The 17,151-nt window shown below is 70.5% G+C and carries 17 protein-coding genes; 7 read left to right on the top strand and 10 right to left on the bottom strand.

All coding sequences use genetic code 11. The features are described 5' to 3' along the window. Nucleotides 1–122: 122 nt before the first annotated feature. The 6 genes from ACFOM9_RS09285 to ACFOM9_RS09260 form a co-directional block, all read right to left on the bottom strand. Nucleotides 123–806 (bottom strand): DUF481 domain-containing protein, encoded by a 684-nt coding sequence (locus ACFOM9_RS09285; protein ID WP_386709396.1) that lies wholly within the window; start codon nt 804–806, stop codon nt 123–125. A gap of 139 nt (nt 807–945) precedes the next feature. Continuing rightward, the gene (locus ACFOM9_RS09280; RefSeq protein ID WP_386709393.1) at nt 946–1,896 is read right to left on the bottom strand and encodes a dimethyl sulfoxide reductase anchor subunit family protein; all 951 of its coding nucleotides are present in this window, start codon (nt 1,894–1,896) and stop codon (nt 946–948) included. A 104-nt stretch (nt 1,897–2,000) separates the two neighbouring features. Further along, complete coding sequence (locus tag ACFOM9_RS09275; protein ID WP_386709390.1) at nt 2,001–2,768, bottom strand: 4Fe-4S dicluster domain-containing protein; 768 nt, start codon at nt 2,766–2,768, stop codon at nt 2,001–2,003. Next, nucleotides 2,765–2,992 (bottom strand): hypothetical protein, encoded by a 228-nt coding sequence (locus tag ACFOM9_RS09270; RefSeq protein ID WP_386709387.1) that lies wholly within the window; start codon nt 2,990–2,992, stop codon nt 2,765–2,767. The genes ACFOM9_RS09275 and ACFOM9_RS09270 overlap by 4 nt, the downstream gene beginning before the upstream one ends. Then, on the bottom strand, nt 2,989–6,054 hold the full coding sequence (locus tag ACFOM9_RS09265; protein WP_386709384.1) for a molybdopterin oxidoreductase family protein: 3,066 nt from the start codon (nt 6,052–6,054) through the stop codon (nt 2,989–2,991). Before ACFOM9_RS09265 ends, ACFOM9_RS09270 begins: the two co-directional genes overlap by 4 nt. Before the next feature lie 27 nt (nt 6,055–6,081). Then, entirely contained in the window at nt 6,082–6,699 is a 618-nt protein-coding gene (locus ACFOM9_RS09260; RefSeq protein ID WP_386709381.1) for a hypothetical protein, read from the bottom strand. 283 nt (nt 6,700–6,982) lie between these two features. Here ACFOM9_RS09260 and ACFOM9_RS09255 point away from each other — a divergent pair, with 283 nt between their 5' ends. From ACFOM9_RS09255 to ACFOM9_RS09230, 6 genes are all read left to right on the top strand, one after another. Then, on the top strand, nt 6,983–7,951 hold the full coding sequence (locus ACFOM9_RS09255) for a helix-turn-helix transcriptional regulator (protein ID WP_386709379.1): 969 nt from the start codon (nt 6,983–6,985) through the stop codon (nt 7,949–7,951). A gap of 4 nt (nt 7,952–7,955) precedes the next feature. Continuing rightward, nucleotides 7,956–8,852, top strand: a complete 897-nt coding sequence (locus ACFOM9_RS09250; RefSeq protein WP_386709376.1) for a patatin-like phospholipase family protein — start codon at nt 7,956–7,958, stop codon at nt 8,850–8,852. 256 nt (nt 8,853–9,108) lie between these two features. Beyond that, nucleotides 9,109–9,459 (top strand): hypothetical protein, encoded by a 351-nt coding sequence (locus tag ACFOM9_RS09245; protein WP_386709373.1) that lies wholly within the window; start codon nt 9,109–9,111, stop codon nt 9,457–9,459. A gap of 90 nt (nt 9,460–9,549) precedes the next feature. After that, nucleotides 9,550–11,700, top strand: coding sequence for a prolyl oligopeptidase family serine peptidase (locus ACFOM9_RS09240; protein WP_386709370.1), 2,151 nt, complete (start codon nt 9,550–9,552; stop codon nt 11,698–11,700). 331 nt (nt 11,701–12,031) lie between these two features. After that, nucleotides 12,032–12,445 carry a GFA family protein gene (locus tag ACFOM9_RS09235; RefSeq protein WP_386709367.1) on the top strand — a complete coding sequence of 138 codons (414 nt, stop codon included), beginning with the start codon at nt 12,032–12,034 and terminating at the stop codon, nt 12,443–12,445. Nucleotides 12,446–12,483: 38 nt separating this feature from the next. Continuing rightward, nucleotides 12,484–13,017, top strand: a complete 534-nt coding sequence (locus ACFOM9_RS09230) for a DUF924 family protein (protein ID WP_386710966.1) — start codon at nt 12,484–12,486, stop codon at nt 13,015–13,017. Between the two features lie 39 nt (nt 13,018–13,056). Here the strand turns inward: ACFOM9_RS09230 and ACFOM9_RS09225 are convergent, their stop codons facing one another. Then, nucleotides 13,057–13,383, bottom strand: coding sequence for a rhodanese-like domain-containing protein (locus tag ACFOM9_RS09225; RefSeq protein ID WP_386709364.1), 327 nt, complete (start codon nt 13,381–13,383; stop codon nt 13,057–13,059). 146 nt (nt 13,384–13,529) lie between these two features. Between ACFOM9_RS09225 and ACFOM9_RS09220 the strand changes: the two genes are divergently transcribed. Then, a complete protein-coding gene (locus ACFOM9_RS09220) occupies nt 13,530–14,336 on the top strand; it encodes a polysaccharide deacetylase family protein (protein ID WP_386709361.1) in 807 nt (268 codons plus the stop codon). 72 nt (nt 14,337–14,408) lie between these two features. On the opposite strand, the gene ACFOM9_RS09215 is transcribed toward ACFOM9_RS09220, so the two are convergent. The 3 genes from ACFOM9_RS09215 to ACFOM9_RS09205 are packed head-to-tail and all read right to left on the bottom strand — an operon-like array spanning nt 14,409 to nt 17,106. Next, the gene (locus ACFOM9_RS09215; protein ID WP_386710963.1) at nt 14,409–15,080 is read right to left on the bottom strand and encodes a methyltransferase domain-containing protein; all 672 of its coding nucleotides are present in this window, start codon (nt 15,078–15,080) and stop codon (nt 14,409–14,411) included. Between the two features lie 11 nt (nt 15,081–15,091). Beyond that, nucleotides 15,092–15,835, bottom strand: coding sequence for an SGNH/GDSL hydrolase family protein (locus ACFOM9_RS09210; protein ID WP_449284268.1), 744 nt, complete (start codon nt 15,833–15,835; stop codon nt 15,092–15,094). Between the two features lie 11 nt (nt 15,836–15,846). Then, on the bottom strand, nt 15,847–17,106 hold the full coding sequence (locus ACFOM9_RS09205; protein ID WP_386709355.1) for an aminotransferase class I/II-fold pyridoxal phosphate-dependent enzyme: 1,260 nt from the start codon (nt 17,104–17,106) through the stop codon (nt 15,847–15,849). Nucleotides 17,107–17,151: the final 45 nt, after the last annotated feature.

Below are 17,151 nucleotides of genomic sequence, written 5' to 3'. Positions count from 1 at the left end.
AGGCAAGCCGTGGCCGCCACGCCATCGAACCGTACGTAAAGGTCTCGCCGAGCGCGTCTGATGAGGCGACATCGCGCATGCGCACAGGCGCCGCGCCGCGCGTGCGCCAGGACACGCCCCGCTCAGAACGCGTAGTGCAGGTTCAGCGACCCGTGCGCATCGGTGCTGCCGCGACCGCCGTCGCCGGCGCTGTCGTGGTTGACCTCCAGCCGCGACTGCAGCGTCCAGCGCGGCTGCAGCATGATGTCGACGCCGAGCGTCTGGCGCACGAACGTGTTGTGGCGGCCGGTTTCCACGCGGATCTGCTGGTTGAGCTCGGCCCAGTCGCCGAACCGCTGCGACACGCGCAGTCCGCCGCTGGCGATCACGCCGATCGAGGCGGTGCCGTAGTCGGTGTAGGGCTGCAGGCGGTAGCCGGTGCCCAGCTCCAGCTGGACCTGGGTGCCGGGGCGGCGGATCGCCTCCAGGCCGAACGTGGTGTCGACCTTGGCGTAGCTGGCCTCGGCGTCGACCCATTCGCGGCGCGAGGCTGGCGCATGCAGCGCGGCGTAGCTGCGGGTGGCCAGCGGCGAGGCCCGGACCGGGCGCAGGCGGGGCACGGTCCCGGGCACCTTGGGCTTCCACAGCGTGGTGTAGGGCGTGGCGGCCAGCCATTCCGCGTCCGGGCAGACCAGGCGATAGCAGGGCGCGCGCAGCGAGACGTGCCCGGCCGCGACGGCGAGCACGGCGGGTTCGCCCGGCGCTTCGGGCATGGGCTGCTGGAAAACGGGCAGGCCGGCTAGCGCCAGCCACCAGACCGCGGGCATGGCAAGGCTCTGTGGAAACGATTACAGCGCGATTATGCCGGCGTCCGCGTGACAATCCAAAGGCAGCGGGCGTGATCGCGGCCACGCATTCAGCCATCCGACGGGTTCGGCGCCCGCAGCGGCCGTGCCGATTCGGCGATCAGTAGTACAGCGTGACCTTGTGCCGGGCCTGGGCGAAGAACAGCCAGCGCTCGACGAAACCACCCGTCAGCATCAGCACGGTCGCCGTGGTCAGCGCGAAGACCGGACTGCCCGAGGCCAGCAGCAGGTAGCCCAGCAGCGGGCCGCCGATGAGCAATACACTGGCGCCGATGCGCAGCCAGCGTGCGTGGGCGCGCGCGACCTGGAACGCCATTTCACGAGTGATGTAGTTGGCTTCCGTGTGCGGCCGTTCGAACACATTCGCCACGCGACCCGGCAGGCCGATCGCGGCAGCGCGGCTGCCGGGCAGGCCGTCGCGGTCGGTCTGGTACCAATACAGCCACTTCAGCGCGACCAGCAGCGCGGCGACGATCGCCAGCATCAGCAGCATCGCGTCCGGACCGCGGTGGCCCGGCATCGCCAGCATCAGTGCGAACAGCAGCGCCAGCCCGGTCAGCAGCGCGAACAGCAGGTAGACCGGCAGCACCAGCGGATGGCGCCAGGCCGGGATCGGCTTGAGCGATGCGTAGATCATGGCCGTGCAGGCCACCGTGGCCAGCGCGCACAGCGCCAGCACGACGCCCGAGATCGCCAGCAGCGGCGCGGTGGCCGGGCCGGGCGGGGCCCACACCAGCAGCGCGCCGATCACGAGCGCCGGCACCAGCGTCGCGATCGCCATCACGCCTTCGCGCGACAGCCACGAGGTGCGCCACTGCGAGAACGCGCGCCACGCACGCAGCGGCTTGCCGAGGTGGCCGAGCGAAGCGAGCAAGCCGGCCGTCGACAGCAGCAGGCCGAGCAGCAGCGCTGCCAGCTGCACGCCGGTGAGCGCGGGCGATGCCTGGCCGCGCAGGATGGACAGCGCGATCCAGGCGCCGAGCCACGCGAGCAGCCCGTAGCCCGCGCCGGAAAAGGTGGTGAAGAAGATGACGGACAGCGCGGGGTGCATGGTCGGATTGGGGTTCCAGGCTTTCGGCGTGTGGAGCCGGGTTCCAGATCTCCTGCCGGCGGATGCCGATCGGAAGACACGGACGCCAGCGGGCATCTTCGATCCTAGCGTCGCAACAATCGCCCCAGCCAATGCAGCGGCGATGTCGCCTCCACTGTCGTGTCCTGCGTCGCACCTTCGCCACCGTCGCGTCGCGGCCGTGGCGGCAGGTAGCGGTTCACCGGGTTGTAGCCCAGCTCCGGCATCAGCGCCACGCCGCCGCGCTCGGCGACCAGCCTGGAGACTTTCGACTCCGGGTCGCCGAGGTCGCCGAAATGGCGGGCACGGGTCGGACAGGCCTGCACGCAGGCCGGCTGGCGTTCGCTTTCGTCGAGGTTCTCGTTGTAGATCCGGTCCACGCACAGCGTGCATTTCTTCATCACGCCTTCGACCGGCGAGTACTCGCGCGCGCCGTAGGGGCAGGCCCAGCTGCACAGCTTGCAACCGATGCACTTGTCCTCGTCGACCAGCACGATCCCGTCTTCGGCGCGCTTGTAGCTCGCGCCGGTCGGGCACACGGTCACGCAGTCGGGCGTTTCGCAGTGCAGGCAGGAGCGCGGGAAATGCAGCGTCATCGCCGGTTGCGCGGCCTCGGCGGCGATGCTGCCCTGCGATGCGCAGGCCGACGTTGGCGCGATCTCGTAGCTGTGCACGCGGTTGAACCAGACACCGACCGGATCCTTGCCGTACGGCTGCTCGTCGGTCAGTGGCCCGGCGATGCCGCCGGCGTTCCATTCCTTGCAGCTGGTCGCGCAGGCGTGGCACCCCACGCAGGTGTCGAGGTCGATCACCAGGCCGAGCTTCACCTTCGACGGCGGCGGAAGCGCAGTCACGGCAGCTCCCGATGGCGCAGCCTGCCGGAGCCGTAGCCGACCAGCAGCAGTGAAAACACGAAGCCCAGCGCCGCCCGCCAGCGCGGCGATGGCGGCGGCACCATGCCGTCCATGCGCATCTGCGGAAACGCGGTGGGATCGATGAACGCCCAGGCGCTGATGACCAGGCCGCAGACGCCCGCCAGCAGGCAGGCCCAGCGCACCACAGTGGCAAGCCGACTCATCGCCGGTAAGCCTTGGCGCGCAGTGCGCCACCGTAGCGCAGCGGCGCTTCATCGGCTTCGGCGAAGCCGAGCGGCGCGAAGCGGGGCCTGGATGCGGCCACGTCGTCGGAGGCCTTGCGGATGTCCACGCGCAGGTCGAACCACGCCGCCTGCCCGGTGACTGGGTCGGCGTTGGCGTAGTCCCCGCGCGGGGTGATGTCGGAAATCAGGTGGTTCATCAAAAAGCCCTTGTCGCCCTCCGGCGCGTCCTTGGCCAGTCGCCAGGCGCCCCGGCGCTTGCCGATCGCGTTCCAGCTCCACACCGTGCCCGGCTGCACGTTGCCGGCGAATTTCGCCTGCACGGTGATGCTGCCGTGGTGGGAGGTGACGGTGATCCAGTCGTCGTCGGCCACGCCGTACTTCGCGCCGGTGTCGGGATGCAGGTACAGGTAGTTGCGCGCGGCAATCTGCCGCAGCCACGCGTTCTGCGAGCCCCACGAGTGGTACATGAACATCGGCCGCTGGGTAACGGCGTGGAGGGGAAAGGGGTGCGGATGGAATTTCGCCGCGTCCACTGCCTGCGCTGCCTCACCGGTGCGATCGTGGTGGGCCGCCGCTTCGGTTTGCCTCGACTCGAAGGGCTCGTACCAGATCGGCAGCGGATCGAAATACGTGGCGACGCGTTCGCGGTGCTCCGGCGGCGGCTGGTGCGGGCCGTGGCCCTGCGCGGCGAGGCGGAACTTCTGCAGCGGTTCCGAATACAGCTGCAGTACGATCGGCGCGGTCGAGCCGACGAAACCGAGCTTCTGCGCCCACTCGAGGTAGCCGCGGTTGGCCATCTTGAAATACCGCGCGTGCTCCGGCACCTCCGCGCGCCAGAAGCCGTCGTTCTCGATGTAGCGCTGCAGCTGCCCGGGGTTGGGCGCGCCCTTGCCGTGCTGGTCGCCGTGCTCGCCGCGCCAGCCGGCGAGCAGGCCGACGCCGGGCGCGCGTTCGTGGCGGACGATGTAGTCGGCGTAGTCGCGGTACTTCGGCGAGCCGTCGGCATGCACCATGCCGGGCAGGCCGAGCCGCGCCCCGAGGTCGAGCAGCACCGACTGGAAGCCGCGGACGTCGCGCTTGCGGCCGTCACCGCCGGCCTGCGTCGCGGGGTCGAACACGGGATGGCGGATCGCATCGGCGGCGCCGTCGGCGTCGGAGATCGGACGGTCGAGCAGGCTGATCGCGTCGAAGCGTTCGAGGTACGTCGTATCCGGCAGCACCAGGTCGGCGTAGGCGACCATCTCGGACGCGAATGCGTCCGAATAGATGATGTGCGGAATCCGGTAGTTGCCGTCCGGATCGCGGTCGGTCAGCCACTGCATGGTCTGGCCGGTGTTCATCGCCGAGTTCCAGCTCATGTTGGCCATGAACATCAGCAGCGTGTCGATCGGGTACGGATCGCCCGCATGGGCGTTGCGGATCACGGTGTGCATCATCCCGTGCGCCGAGAGCGGGTAGGCCCACGAGAACGCGTGGTCGATGCGCCGCGGCTGGCCGTGTTCGTCGACCAGCAGGTCCTCGGGGCCGTGCACGTAGCCCAGCGGGCCCGCGTCGAGCGTGCCGTCGGCCTTGCGCGTCTTGCCCGGGCGGTTGGGCAGCGGAATGGGTTTTGGATACGGCGGCTGGTAGCGGAACGAGCCCGGCGCGTCGATCGCGCCCAGCAGCAGCTGCAGCAGGTGCAGCGCGCGGCAGGTGTGGAAGCCGTTGCTGTGCGCGCTGATGCCGCGCATCGCGTGCATCGACACCGGGCGGCCCACCATCTCGTCGTGCTCGCGGCCCCAGGCGTCGGTCCAGGCGATCGGCAGCCGGAGGTTGCTATCGAACGCGGCCTGCGCCAGTTCGCACGCGATGCGGGCGATGGTGTCGGCGGGGATGCCGCAGTGTTCGCTGACCGCCTCGGGCGAGTACTGCGGATCGAGGTAGCGCTCGGCGATGAGCTGGAAGACCGGCACGGCCCTGCGGCCGTCGGCCAGCGTGTATTCGCCGACGACGGCCGGCGAGATGTCGATCGCGTCGGCGCGCGCTTGAGCTCCCTCCCCTGCGACGGCAGGGGAGGGCTGGGGAGGGGTGCCGTCGGCCCCGTCGCTGCTTCCGGAAGGTTGCGCGGGATCCGACGCAACCCGCTCCCAGCCTCCCCCTGCCTCCGCAGGGGGAGGGGCAACAGCCCAGCACAGCACGTGGCCGTCGGCGTCGCGCGCGAACAGCCCGTCATCGACGCCGCCGGGATTGCGCACTACCAGCCAGTGCGCATTCGCGTAGCGCACCAGGTAGTCGAGGTCGATCCGGTCCATGCGCAGCAGTTCGTGGATCAGCGCGAACGCGAACAGGCCGTCGGTGCCGGGGCGGATGCCGATCCACTCGTCGGCGATCGCGCCGTAGCCGCTGCGCACCGGATTGACCGCGACGATCTTCGCGCCGCGCGCCTTCAGCTTGCCCAGGCCGAGCTTGATCGGATTCGAATCGTGGTCCTCGGCCACGCCCCACAGCACCAGGTACTGCGTGTGCTCCCAGTCGGGCTCGCCGAATTCCCAGAAGCTGCCGCCGAAGGTGTACAGGCCGCCGGCAGCCATGTTGACCGAGCAGAAGCCACCGTGGGCGGCGTAGTTGATGGTGCCGAACTGCTGCGCCCACCAGCCGGTCAGCGCCTGCGACTGGTCGCGGCCGGTGAAGAACGCGAGCTCGTCGGGATTGCGTTCGCGGATCGGCGCCAGCCATGAGGTCGCCAGCTGCAGCGCTTCTTCCCACTCGATTTCCCTGAACTCGCCCTTGCCGCGTTCGCCCACGCGCAGCAGCGGCTTTTCCAGCCGCGATGGCGCGTAGTGCTGCATGATCCCGGCCGCGCCCTTGGCGCACAGCACGCCCTGGTTGACCGGGTGCGCCGGATTGCCCTGGATGTAGCGAATCGCCTTGCCCTGCGATCCGTCGTCCTGCAGCCACACCTTGATGCCGCAGCGGCACGCGCACATGTAGCAGGTCGTGGCCTTGACCTCGTCGCCCGGCGAAGGCGACAGGTCGAGTGCTGGCTCGTTGGGCGGACGCATGGCCGCATTGTGCACGGGCCCGATGGCTCAGTCACAAAGCGCGCGCTTGCGCCGCAATTCTTCCTGCAGCAGCTCGCTGTCGCCCAGCTGCGACAGCTCGCCGAGGTTGCCTGCGATGCGCGCGCACGGATCGGTGGTGTAGCCGGGGCCGCCCGCCATCGTTCCGATCTTGAGCAGCGCGCGGCGGATGCTCGGCGGCGCGCGCATCCGAAACCGGCCGCCACCGGATCCCGGCAGGGTCGCATCGCGATGGGCGAGCGGGTCGGGGACGAACTGCGCGCCGCCCGCCGGGATATCGGACAGCTGTCGGGCCTGTTCGATGAACACCGCGCTCGTTGCCTTGCCGGGCCCCGGTGCGGCAGCCGCGGCTGGTTCGGAAGCTGGCGTTGCGCGTGTCGGCGGGCGAGGTGTGGACGTCGGGGCAGGGCGCCGCTCGCTCGGCGGGGGCTCGGCTGCGGGCGCTGACACGTTGGGAACCGATTTTGCCGGTTCGAGCCAGACCAGGCGCAGTGCGCTCCTGGCATCGCTGGCCGGCTCGGGCGGGGCGATCTTGCGCGTCGCCAGCCACAACAGCACGAGGTGCGCACCGAGCGCGAACGTCCATGCGACCACGCGGACGCCATCGACTTTCCCTGTCCGCCCCATGTCGACTTCCGATCCGTGCCGAAGGCCGCGCAGTCTGTCGACGCCGCGGTTAAACCGGGGTTATCCGTTCATTGCCGCGACGTAATGTCGATCGTCGAGTCCCTCCGGGACACAAGCGGCGAGGATGACCGGTGGCCGGGGCGCATGAGTGCCGGGCCTCCCCGCACGGCGAAGGTATGCCGCCCGGCGCCCGAGGGCAGGACGTCGGGCCGCGCCGCCAGCCCGGGCCAAGACACAGGGCGACCGGCCAGCGAAGCCCGCCGCGCCGCGCCATAATCGCCCCATGGACCGATACGAACGCATCCTCTCGCTGCACCGCATCCTCAGGACCGCCCGCTATCCGGTGACGGTGGCCCGGCTGCGCGAAGAGCTGGAATGCTCGCGCGCCACCGTCTACCGCGACCTCGCGTTCCTGCGCGACGGGCTGATGGCGCCGGTGGTCGGCGACGGCGAGGCCGGCTTCCGCTACGACGCCGACGAAGGCGACCGTTTCGAACTGCCCGGCCTGTGGCTCAACTCCGACGAACTGCACGCGCTGCTTGCCGCGCAGCAGCTGCTGTCGCGCAGCGGCGGCGGCGTGCTGTCGTCGGCGCTGGCGCCGCTGCAGGGGCGGATCGAGAAACTGCTGTCCGAACATGCCGCCGGAAAGCCGTGGCCGGTCGAGCGCGTGCGGGTGATCCCGCACCGCACCCGGCGCATGGACGAGCATGCATTCCGCACCGTGTGCTCGGCGGTGCTGTCGCGCAAACAGCTGTCGTTCGAATACCGCGCCCGCTCCACCGACGAGAAGACCCGGCGCACCGTGTCGCCGCAGCGCATCACCCATTACCGCGACAACTGGTACCTCGACGCATGGGACGAGGAGAAGGAGGCGCTGCGCAGCTTTTCGGTCGATCGCATCGGCGCGGCGCGCCAGCTCGACGTCGTCGCCCGTGATGTCGACGAAGCGAAGCTCGACGCGCACCTGGCCGGCAGCTACGGCATCTTCTCCGGGCCGCCCAAGGGCGTGGCGACGATCGTGTTCAGCGCCAAGTCCGCGCGCTGGGTCGCGGACGAGCACTGGCATTCGCAGCAGCAGGGGCGTTACCTCGCCGACGGCCGCTACGAACTGAAGGTGCCGTACAGCGCGCCGCGTGAGCTGCTCATGGACGTGCTGCATTACGGCAGCGACGCCGAGATCGTCGAACCCGAGTCGCTGCGCGCGCAGGCGCGCACGCTGCTCACGCTGGCGCTGGGCAATTACGAGCGCTGAGCCGATGGCCATCGCCATGCCGGATGGCCCGGGATCCCCGACGCGCCGCGAGCCGATCGCGCTGGCGCTCGGCGCCGGCGGCGCGCGCGGACTGGCGCAGATCGGCGTGATCGAAGCGCTGGAAGCGCGCGGATTGGACATCGTCTCGGTGGCCGGCTCGTCCAGCGGCGGGCTGGTCGGCGGGGTCTACGCGGCCGGGCGGCTGCGCGAATTCCGCGAAGGCTTCGAGCGCCTGTCGCGCCGCGATTTCCTGCGCCTGCTCGATCCGGTGATGGGACGCCCCGGGCTGATCGCCGGCCAGCGGCTGGTCGACGCGATGCGCGAGGTGGTCGGCGATCCGCGCATCGAGGAATTGCCGGTCCCGTTCACCGCGGCCGCGGTCGACATGGAACGCCAGCGCGTGGTGTGGTTGCGCAGCGGTCCGCTGTGGGATGCGCTGCGCGCGTCGTTCGCGATCCCGGGCCTGTTCACCCCGCAGGTGGTGCACGGGCGCGAACTGGTCGACGGTGGCCTGCTCGCGCCGCTGCCGATCACCGCCACCCGCCTGTCCGATGCGCACCGGCTGGTGGCGGTCGACATGCACAGCCGTCCGCGGCAGCCGCCCGGCGATCCGGCTGACGGCGTACCCGCCGCGCCGGCATCCGTTTCGCGGCTGGGACGCTGGTTCGGACGCCGCGCCGGCGAGCCGGCGGCGGAAGTCGGCCTGGTCGACACCCTGTCGCGCGCGCTGGACACCATGCAGGCCCAGATCGCCCGCGTGCAGCTGGCGCTCGACCCGCCGGAGCTGGTGATCGGGATCCCGCGCGACGTGTGCCAGTTCTACGAATTCTGGCGCGCGAAGGAGCTGGTCGACGTCGGCCGCAACGCCGCGGAGAAGGCGCTGGACGCGGCAGGCTACTGATCCCGCGCGCTCGATCCTTCCTGCGGGAGCGGCTTCAGCCGCGAGCTCAGGCAGGGCGCCGAATGTCCGGACGCGAAAGCCCGCCGTTGTGGGAGCGACTTCAGCCGCGAGCTTTTCCCGGGGCACCGTTCGCCGCGGGCCAGAAGCTCGCGGCTGAAGCCGCTCCCACGGGACCCGGTTCTACAGCGTCTTCCCAGGTCGCAGCCTTTGAGATGCCCGCACGCGACGCTGCGTTCCCGATCCGAGGAACGCCGACATGACGCCTGCCAGCCACCCGCTGTTCCGCAATGCCGCCAACGCCGCCACCCGAGCCGCCGCACCGCCGCTTGCCGCGTGGCTGCTCGGCGCGCTGTTCCTGGGCGCCATCGCCGTGCTGTCGCTGCCGGCCGCGCGCGCCGACAGCGCCGCCTTCGGCTGGATGCCGCTGTGGCTGCTGGGCATGCCGCTGGCCAGCCTCGCGGCGCTGGCCGCCGCGCGTCTTCCCCTGCGCCTGCCGCGCCGCCGCATGCCGGACTCGTCAGCGACCATGCGGCGGCGCCGGCCGGGCACCACCCAGGCGCGGCGCCGCGCGGTGCCTGCGCGCGCCCGGCTGCCGCACGCGGCCTGAGATCCGGTCGCAGCTTCCGGCACGCCGTCCCCGCGCGAGCCTGTGCTAGCGTTGCCGGCTTCCATTCGCTGCCATCCACGGGGGATCTGAATGCCCAAGCTGTCGCATGTTTGCCTTGCCGCGGGACTCGCGGCCGCCGCCGGCCTCGCCGGCCCGACCGCCCTGGCCGCGCAAGCCGACGAGAACGCCCCCAAGGAGGACGCCATGCCGGCCGCTGCCGCCGATCCCAACCAGTGGCTCGAAGACGTCACCGGCGACAAACAGCTGGCCTGGGTGCGCGAACAGAACGCCAGGACCGAGGCCGAGCTGGCCGGCGCGCCCGGCTTCGACCAGCTCGAGACCGACATCCTCGCCGTGCTCGATTCCGACGCCAAGATCCCCTACGTCAGCAAGCGCGGCGAGTATTACTACAACTTCTGGCAGGACGCGCAGCACGAGCGCGGCCTGTGGCGCCGCACCACGCTGGAGGAATACCGCAAGGACGAGCCGAAGTGGGAAACCCTGCTCGACCTCGACGCGCTGAACAAGGCCGAGGACGAGAACTGGGTCTGGCACGGTGCCGACTGCCTGCGCCCGGACTACAACCGCTGCCTGGTCGCGCTGTCGCGCGGCGGCGCCGATGCCGACGTCACCCGCGAGTTCGACCTGTCCACCAGGCAGTGGGTGGAGGACGGCTTCTACCGCGCCGAAGCCAAGGGCAGCCTCGGCTGGATCGATCGCGACACCGTGTACGTGTCGACCGACTTCGGCCCCGGTTCGATGACCGATTCGGGCTATCCGCGCGTGGTGAAGCAATGGAAGCGCGGCACGCCGATCGAATCGGCGACGCTGGTCTACGAAGGCACCGCCAAGGACATGGCGATCGGCGCCGGCCACGACGACACGCCCGGTTTCGAGCGCGACTTCGTGCAGCGCTCGATCGCGTTCTACAACGATGAGCTCTACCTGCGCGGCAAGGACGGCACGCTGACCAAGGTCGACGTGCCCAACTCGGCCAACAAGTCGGTGCAGCGCGAATGGCTTGGCCTGGAACTGCGCGAGCCGTGGGACGTCGGCGGCAAGACCTACAAGGCTGGCTCCTACATCGTCACCCGCTTCGACGACTTCATGGCCGGCAAGCGCGATTTCGACGTGCTGTTCGAGCCCACCGACACCACTTCGCTGGCCGGCGCGACGCTGACCAGGACGCAGCTGGTGCTCAACGTGCTCGAGGACGTCAAGAACAAGCTGTTCCTGTACAGGCACGGCAACGATGGCTGGAGCTCCACGGCGCTGGACATCGGCGCCACCGAGCTGGGCACCACCAGCGTCGGCGCGGTCGATGCCGACGAGAGCGACGCGGTCTGGATCACCACCACCAACTACCTGACCCCGTCCACGCTGATGCTGGCCGAGCATCCGGGCGAGGGCAGGCCGGAAACGCTCAAGACCATGCCGGTGTTCTTCGACGCTTCGAAGGACGTGGTCGAACAGCACTTCGCCAGCAGCCAGGACGGCACCCGGGTGCCGTACTTCATGGTGCGGCCGAAGGACCTGGCGTTCGACGGCAGCGCGCCGACGCTGCTGTACGGCTACGGCGGATTCGAGATCGCGCTGACCCCGTCGTACTCGGGCACGGTCGGCAAGGGCTGGCTGGAGAAGGGCGGCGTGTACGTGGTCGCCAACATCCGCGGCGGCGGCGAATACGGTCCGCGCTGGCACCAGGCCGCGCTGAAGGCGAACCGCCACAAGGCCTACGAGGACTTCGCCGCGGTCGCCAAGGATCTGGCCGCGCGCAAGGTCACGTCCGCCCGGCACCTCGCCGCGCAGGGCGGCAGCAACGGCGGCCTGCTCGCCGGCAACATGCTCACGCAGTACCCGGAACTGTTCGGGGCGATCGTGATCCAGGTGCCGCTGCTGGACATGAAGCGCTACAGCCACCTGCTCGCGGGCGCCTCCTGGATGGCCGAATACGGCGACCCGGACACCGCCGACTGGGAGTACATCAAGACCTTCTCGCCATACCAGCTGTTCGACCCGGCGAAGGACTACCCGGCGACCTTCATCTGGACTACCACGCGCGACGATCGCGTGCATCCCGGCCACGCCCGCAAGATGGCGGCGAAGATGCTCGCGGCCGACAAGGACGTGCGCTACTACGAGAACACCGAAGGCGGCCACGGCGCCGGCGCCACCAACAAGCAGTCTGCGCACGTGTGGGCGCTGAACTACACGTTCCTGTGGAACGAGCTGGCGAAGTAGCGCGAGCGAAACCAGGCGCGGCGCCGGGACGTTGCCCCGCCGCGCCAGGCCCTCTCCTGCGAAGCCGGAGAGGGACGCGCTGCAGGTAGGAATCGGGGGAGTCCCTCTCCCAGTTCCGCTGCGGGGAGGTCGGTGCGCAGGGCCTGCGAGAGTCCCGGCCAGCCGCTCTATCGCCATGCCGGGGTCACGCAGCGCAGGTGAGCGGCCGGCTTTTCGCCGCAATCATTCGGCAACCGCTCTGTCGCGCACGCTACCCCGCTTCCGCTTTGCAACAGAGCACCCGCCGCACCCGCGCTAGACTCCGGGCTCCTCCATCGCGTGGAGTCCCCACATGACCACCCAGACCTACGCCGGCAGCTGCCACTGCGGCAAAGTGCGCTTCGAAGCGGACATCGATCTCGACGCAGGCAGCGGCAAGTGCAACTGCTCGATCTGCCGCAAGACCCGCAACTGGAGCGCCGGCATCAAGCCCGACGCCTTCCGCCTGCTCGCCGGGCAGGACGTCCTGGTCGACTACCAGTTCAACACCAGCAGCGTGCACTGGCCCTTCTGCGGCACCTGTGGCGTGCGCCCTTTCGGCCACGGCGACATTCCCGAAGTGGGCGGGGCGTTCTATTCCGTGCAGCTGGCCTGCCTCGACGACGTGTCCGCGCAGGCGCTTGCCGACGTGTCGGTGGGCTACAGCAACGGGCGCGACAACGACTGGCGCAACGAACCCTCCGACGCGGAGAAGCGCTGGCTATGAGCGACATCGGCACGGGCGGCGCGACGGAGGCCGGACGGATGGTCGAACCGCGGCAGGTCATCGACTTCTGGCGCGAGGCCGGCCCGGACAAGTGGTTCGCGCGCGACGAGGCGTTCGACGCGCGCTTCCGCCAGGCATTCCTCGACGCGCACTGGGCCGCGTCGCGGGGCGAGCTGGAGTACTGGATCGACAGCGCGGACGGGGCACTGGCGCTGGTGCTGCTGCTCGATCAGTTCCCGCGCAACTGCTTCCGCCGCAGCGGCCACGCCTATGCCACCGATCCGCTCGCGCGGCATTACGCCGCGCGCGCGATCCAAGCCGGCCTCGACGCGCGGGTCGAACCGGCGCTGCGCGTGTTCATGTACCTGCCGTTCGAGCATTCGGAGGACATGGCCGACCAGCTGCGCACGATCGAGCTGATGCGCTCGGTGGCGCCGGAGTTCATGCAGTACGCGATCGCCCATCGCGACGTGATCGAGCGCTTTGGCCGCTTCCCGCACCGCAATCGCGAACTCGGCCGCGAGAACACGCCGGAGGAACAGGCCTGGCTGGACGCCGGCGGCGGCTTCTGAGTTGTCCGCGCGCATCGCACGCGGGCCAGTCCGGCGCGATCAGTAGCGCGGCACCGAAGGATCCACGTCCTGCGCCCAGGCATCGATGCCACCGACGATGTTGAACACGTTGGCGAATCCATGCGCCTGGAAATGCCCGGCGGCCTGTGCGCTGCGCCCACCGTGGTGGCAGAGGAACGCCAGCGCCAGGTCGTGCGGCTGGGCCAGCAGTTCCTCCAGGCCACCGCCCTCGAGCACGGCGTAAGGCAGGGCAATCGCCGCCAGCTCGCGTTCTTCCGGCGGGCGCACGTCGACGATGCTGAGGCTGCCATCGCGGACGCGGGCGGCGGCTTCGGCGGGAGAGAGATCCTGGATTGCGGTCGTCATGCCGACAGTCTAGGGATCGGAGCGCGTTTTGTACTGAACGCACCGGACCAGTCCCCGCTTTCAAGCCATGAAAAGCGCCCGGATCGCATGCCTTCCGGCCGCGCCGCGCGCCGCCCCGCCGGAATGCTGCATGGCATCATGCCGGCATGAGCGCGATCCGCGAATCCCGGCCCTCCCTGCACCGCGTGCCGCGCGCGTCGTCGGCGTGGCGGTGGGCGCTGCTGGCGGCGCATGCCGCGGTGGCGGTGGCGTGGTGGCAGCTCGGCTGGCGGTTCGGGCTGCCGCTGCTGGTGGCGACCCACCTGGCGTTCCTCTGGGGCGCGTTGCGGCCGCGTTCGGCGATGTACGGCCCGGTCCTGTCGCACCTGCCGATCGACGACCGGCGCGTGTGGCTGACCATCGACGACGGCCCGTCCGACGACACGCGTGCGCTGCTCGATCTGCTGGACGCGCATGGCGCGAAAGCGACGTTCTTCCTGGTCGGCGAACGCGCCGCCGCGCGGCCCGACCTGGTCCGCGAGATCGTTGCGCGCGGCCACGGCATCGGCAACCACAGCCACGGCCATCCGCAGGCGCGCTTCTGGTCGCTGGGGCCGGCGCGGATGCGCCGCGAGATCACGCAGTGCCAGGACACGCTGCGCGCGATCACCGGGATCGCGCCGCGCTGGTTCCGCGCGGTGGTCGGCCATGCCAACCCCTTCGTGTCGCCGCTGCTGCGCGAGTGCGGCCTGGCGCGCGTGGCCTGGGATGCGCGCGCCTACGATGCGGTGCGTTCGAATCCGGCCGCGGTGGTGGCGCGCCTGGAACGCGACCTGTCGCCTGGCGCGATCGTGCTGCTGCACGAAGGCGCGCGCCACGGTCGCAACGTGGAGATGATCGCGCTGCTGCTGCAGCGCCTGCATGCGCTGGGCTACGCGACGGTGCTGCCCGAGGAGCTGGAAGACGGGGCGTAGCCTGCGAGCGCTCATGGCACGCACGCCCGAAGCGGCTGCATCCGCGCACCGCGATGGCGGGTTGCCCCCGCCCTAGTCGCGCTGCGCGACCACCAGCCAGTTGTTGAACGGCGTGCGGCCCCACAGCGGCTCGATCGCCATCTGCAGGCCGGCACCCTCGAGGATCGCGCGCAGGTCCTCGGCGCTCGGGTAGCAGCGCGGCGTCGACTGCATCCAGCCGATGAGGTTCGCTGCGCGATCGCCGATCCGCGACACCAGCCCGCGGCGGCTGCCGTCGACCAGGCCAGTGCGGATCACCAGGCGCGCGCCCGGCGTCAGCATGGCGATCACGTTCTCCAGCAGGTGCCGCTGCGCAGGGGCGGGCAAATACTGCAGCACGTCGAGGATCGCCACGCTGCCGGCGTGCTCGGGCAGATGGTGCGCGAGGTCGACGTAGGCGAAACGGGTGGAGGCCATCTCGGTGCGATCGGCGGCCGCGGTCGCGCGGGCGATCTTGTCCGCGTCGTTGTCGACGCCGTGGTAGGGCATGGACTGCCCGTCGTGGCGCAGCGCATGCGCCAGCAGGCCCAGGCCGCAGCCAAGGTCCAGCAGCGGCGCGGTGCTGCCGCGCAGGGCCCCCAACACACCCGGATAGAGCGGGTCGGTCGACAGCTTGCTGCGGATGTAGTGGTAGTCCCAGCGATTGAGCACCCGGTACGGCGGCAGGAAGGCGCGCGCGATGACGGTGGCCTGTTCGCGCGGCAGCGGCTCGCCGCTCATGCCAGCAGCCCGCGTGCCACGGGCAGGACCAGGCGCACCCACGCCGCATACATCGCGGCCGAAGGATGCAGGCCATCGTCGGCGAGCATTCCTGGCGCGGCGCCAAGCTCGCGGCTCGCCGCCGTGACGTCGACGAAGGCGACGCCGTGCCGATCGCACGCTTCTCGCGCCGACGCGTTGCAGGCATCGAGTTCGCGCGCGACCTGTGCGCCGTCGCGGCCTTCGCGCGAGGCGAACGGCGTCACGCCCCAGTCGGGGATCGACAGCACCAGCACGCGGTCCGCACGGCCGCGTGCGTAGTCGATGGCGCGCGCGAGCAGGCCGGCGAACCCTGCGCGGTAGGCGTCGAGGCCGCGGCCGCGGTACTGGTCGTTGACGCCGATCAGCAGGCTGACGAAGTCCCAGCGCGGTGGTTCCGCTGTTGTGGGAGCGGCTTCAGCCGCGAGCCCTTGATCTTCGGCGCTGTCCGAACAGCCCGCGGCTGAAGCCGCTCCCACAGGCACATGTACGGCGGTGTGGGATGCATCGAACGCGTCCAGCGCCGCCGCCAGCTCGTCGGTGGTCCAGCCGGTGGCGGCGACGATCTTCGGGTCGCCGAGCATCACGCCTTCGGCGCGCAGCGCGTGCGCCAGCTGCACCGGCCAGCGACCGGCGGGTCCGACGCCTTCGCCGATGGTGTAGCTGTCGCCCAGCGCCAGGTAGCGCAGCGCACGCAGCGGCGGCAGCGGGCCGCCGGTCATGCGGATCGCCGTCATGCCACCGCCGCTTGCGGCGCGCCGTTGCGGCGGGCGGATTCGACGCGCCGCGACAGGACGCGGTCGATGCGGCGGAACACCTCGCGCAGCGCATCGGGCTGCGGCAGCAGGGTGACCCGGAAATGGTTGCGGTAGGGCACGTTGAAGCTCGAGCCCGGCACGATCAGCACGTCCTCGGTTTCCAGCAGCTCCAGCGCGAAGGCGTGGTCGTCGAAGCCCTCGGCGGCGTCCCCGGTGACGCCCGGGAACGCGTACAGCGCCGCATCGGGCGCCACCAGCTTCAGGTGTTCGCTGGCCGCGCAGCTCTCGACCACGGCGCGCCGCGCTTCATGCAGCCGCCCGCCGGGCGCGCACAGCGCGGAGATGGTGTCGACGCCGTGCAGCGCCGCCTCGATGGCGAACTGCCCCGGGACGTTGGCGCACAGGCGCAGGGCGCCGAGCAGGTCCATTGCGTGGTGGAACTCGCCGCTGCGCAGCGGATCACCCGAGAGCACCGCCCAGCCCACGCGCCAGCCGCAGGCGCGGTGGACCTTGGACAAGCCGCCGAACGACAGGCAGGGCACGTCCTGGGCGATCGGCGCGACCGGCACGAACTTCGCGTCGTCGTAGAGGATGCCGTCGTAGATCTCGTCGCACATCAGCAGCAGGTCGTGCTTCGCGGCGATCGCGACGATGCGTTCGAGCAGCGCGCGTGGGTAGTTCGCGCCGGTCGGGTTGTTCGGGTTGATCAGCACGATCGCGCGGGTGCACGACGACACCAGCGCCTCGATCTCGTCCGGATCGGGCAGGAAGTCGTTGGCGACCTTGCAGCGGTAATAGACCGGGCGGCCGTCGTTGAGGATGGTGGCCGCCGACCACAGCGGATAGTCGGGCGAGGGCAGCAGCACTTCGTCGCCGGGATTGAGCAGCGCGCGCAGCGACAGGTCGATCAGCTCGCTGACGCCGTTGCCGATGAACACGCGTTCGGGCGCGGCGTTGGGCGTGCCGCGTGCCTTGTGGAACGCGGCGATCGCCTCGCGCGCGGCCGGCAGGCCCTGCTGGTGCGTGTAGGGATCGGTGTCGGCGATGCGGTCGGCAATCGCGTGCTGCAGGTGCTCGGGGGCGCGGAAGCCGAAGGCGCCGGGGTTGCCGATGTTGAGCTTGACCAGGGTGCGGCCCTGGAGCTCCAGCTCGCGCGCCCGGCGGGCGAGTTCGCCGCGGATCTCGTAACGGACTTCGGACAGGCGTTCGCGGGTCTTCAGGCTGGGTGGCGACATCGGGCGAAGGGCGGCGGAAGTGGCCGCAAAGCCTAGCGGAAAACC

The organism is Luteimonas notoginsengisoli (assembly GCF_042648885.1).
Classification (GTDB): Bacteria; Pseudomonadota; Gammaproteobacteria; order Xanthomonadales; family Xanthomonadaceae; genus Luteimonas; species Luteimonas notoginsengisoli.
The sequence above is the reverse complement of the archived record's forward strand: the minus strand, read 5'-3'. Positions and strand labels throughout refer to the sequence as shown.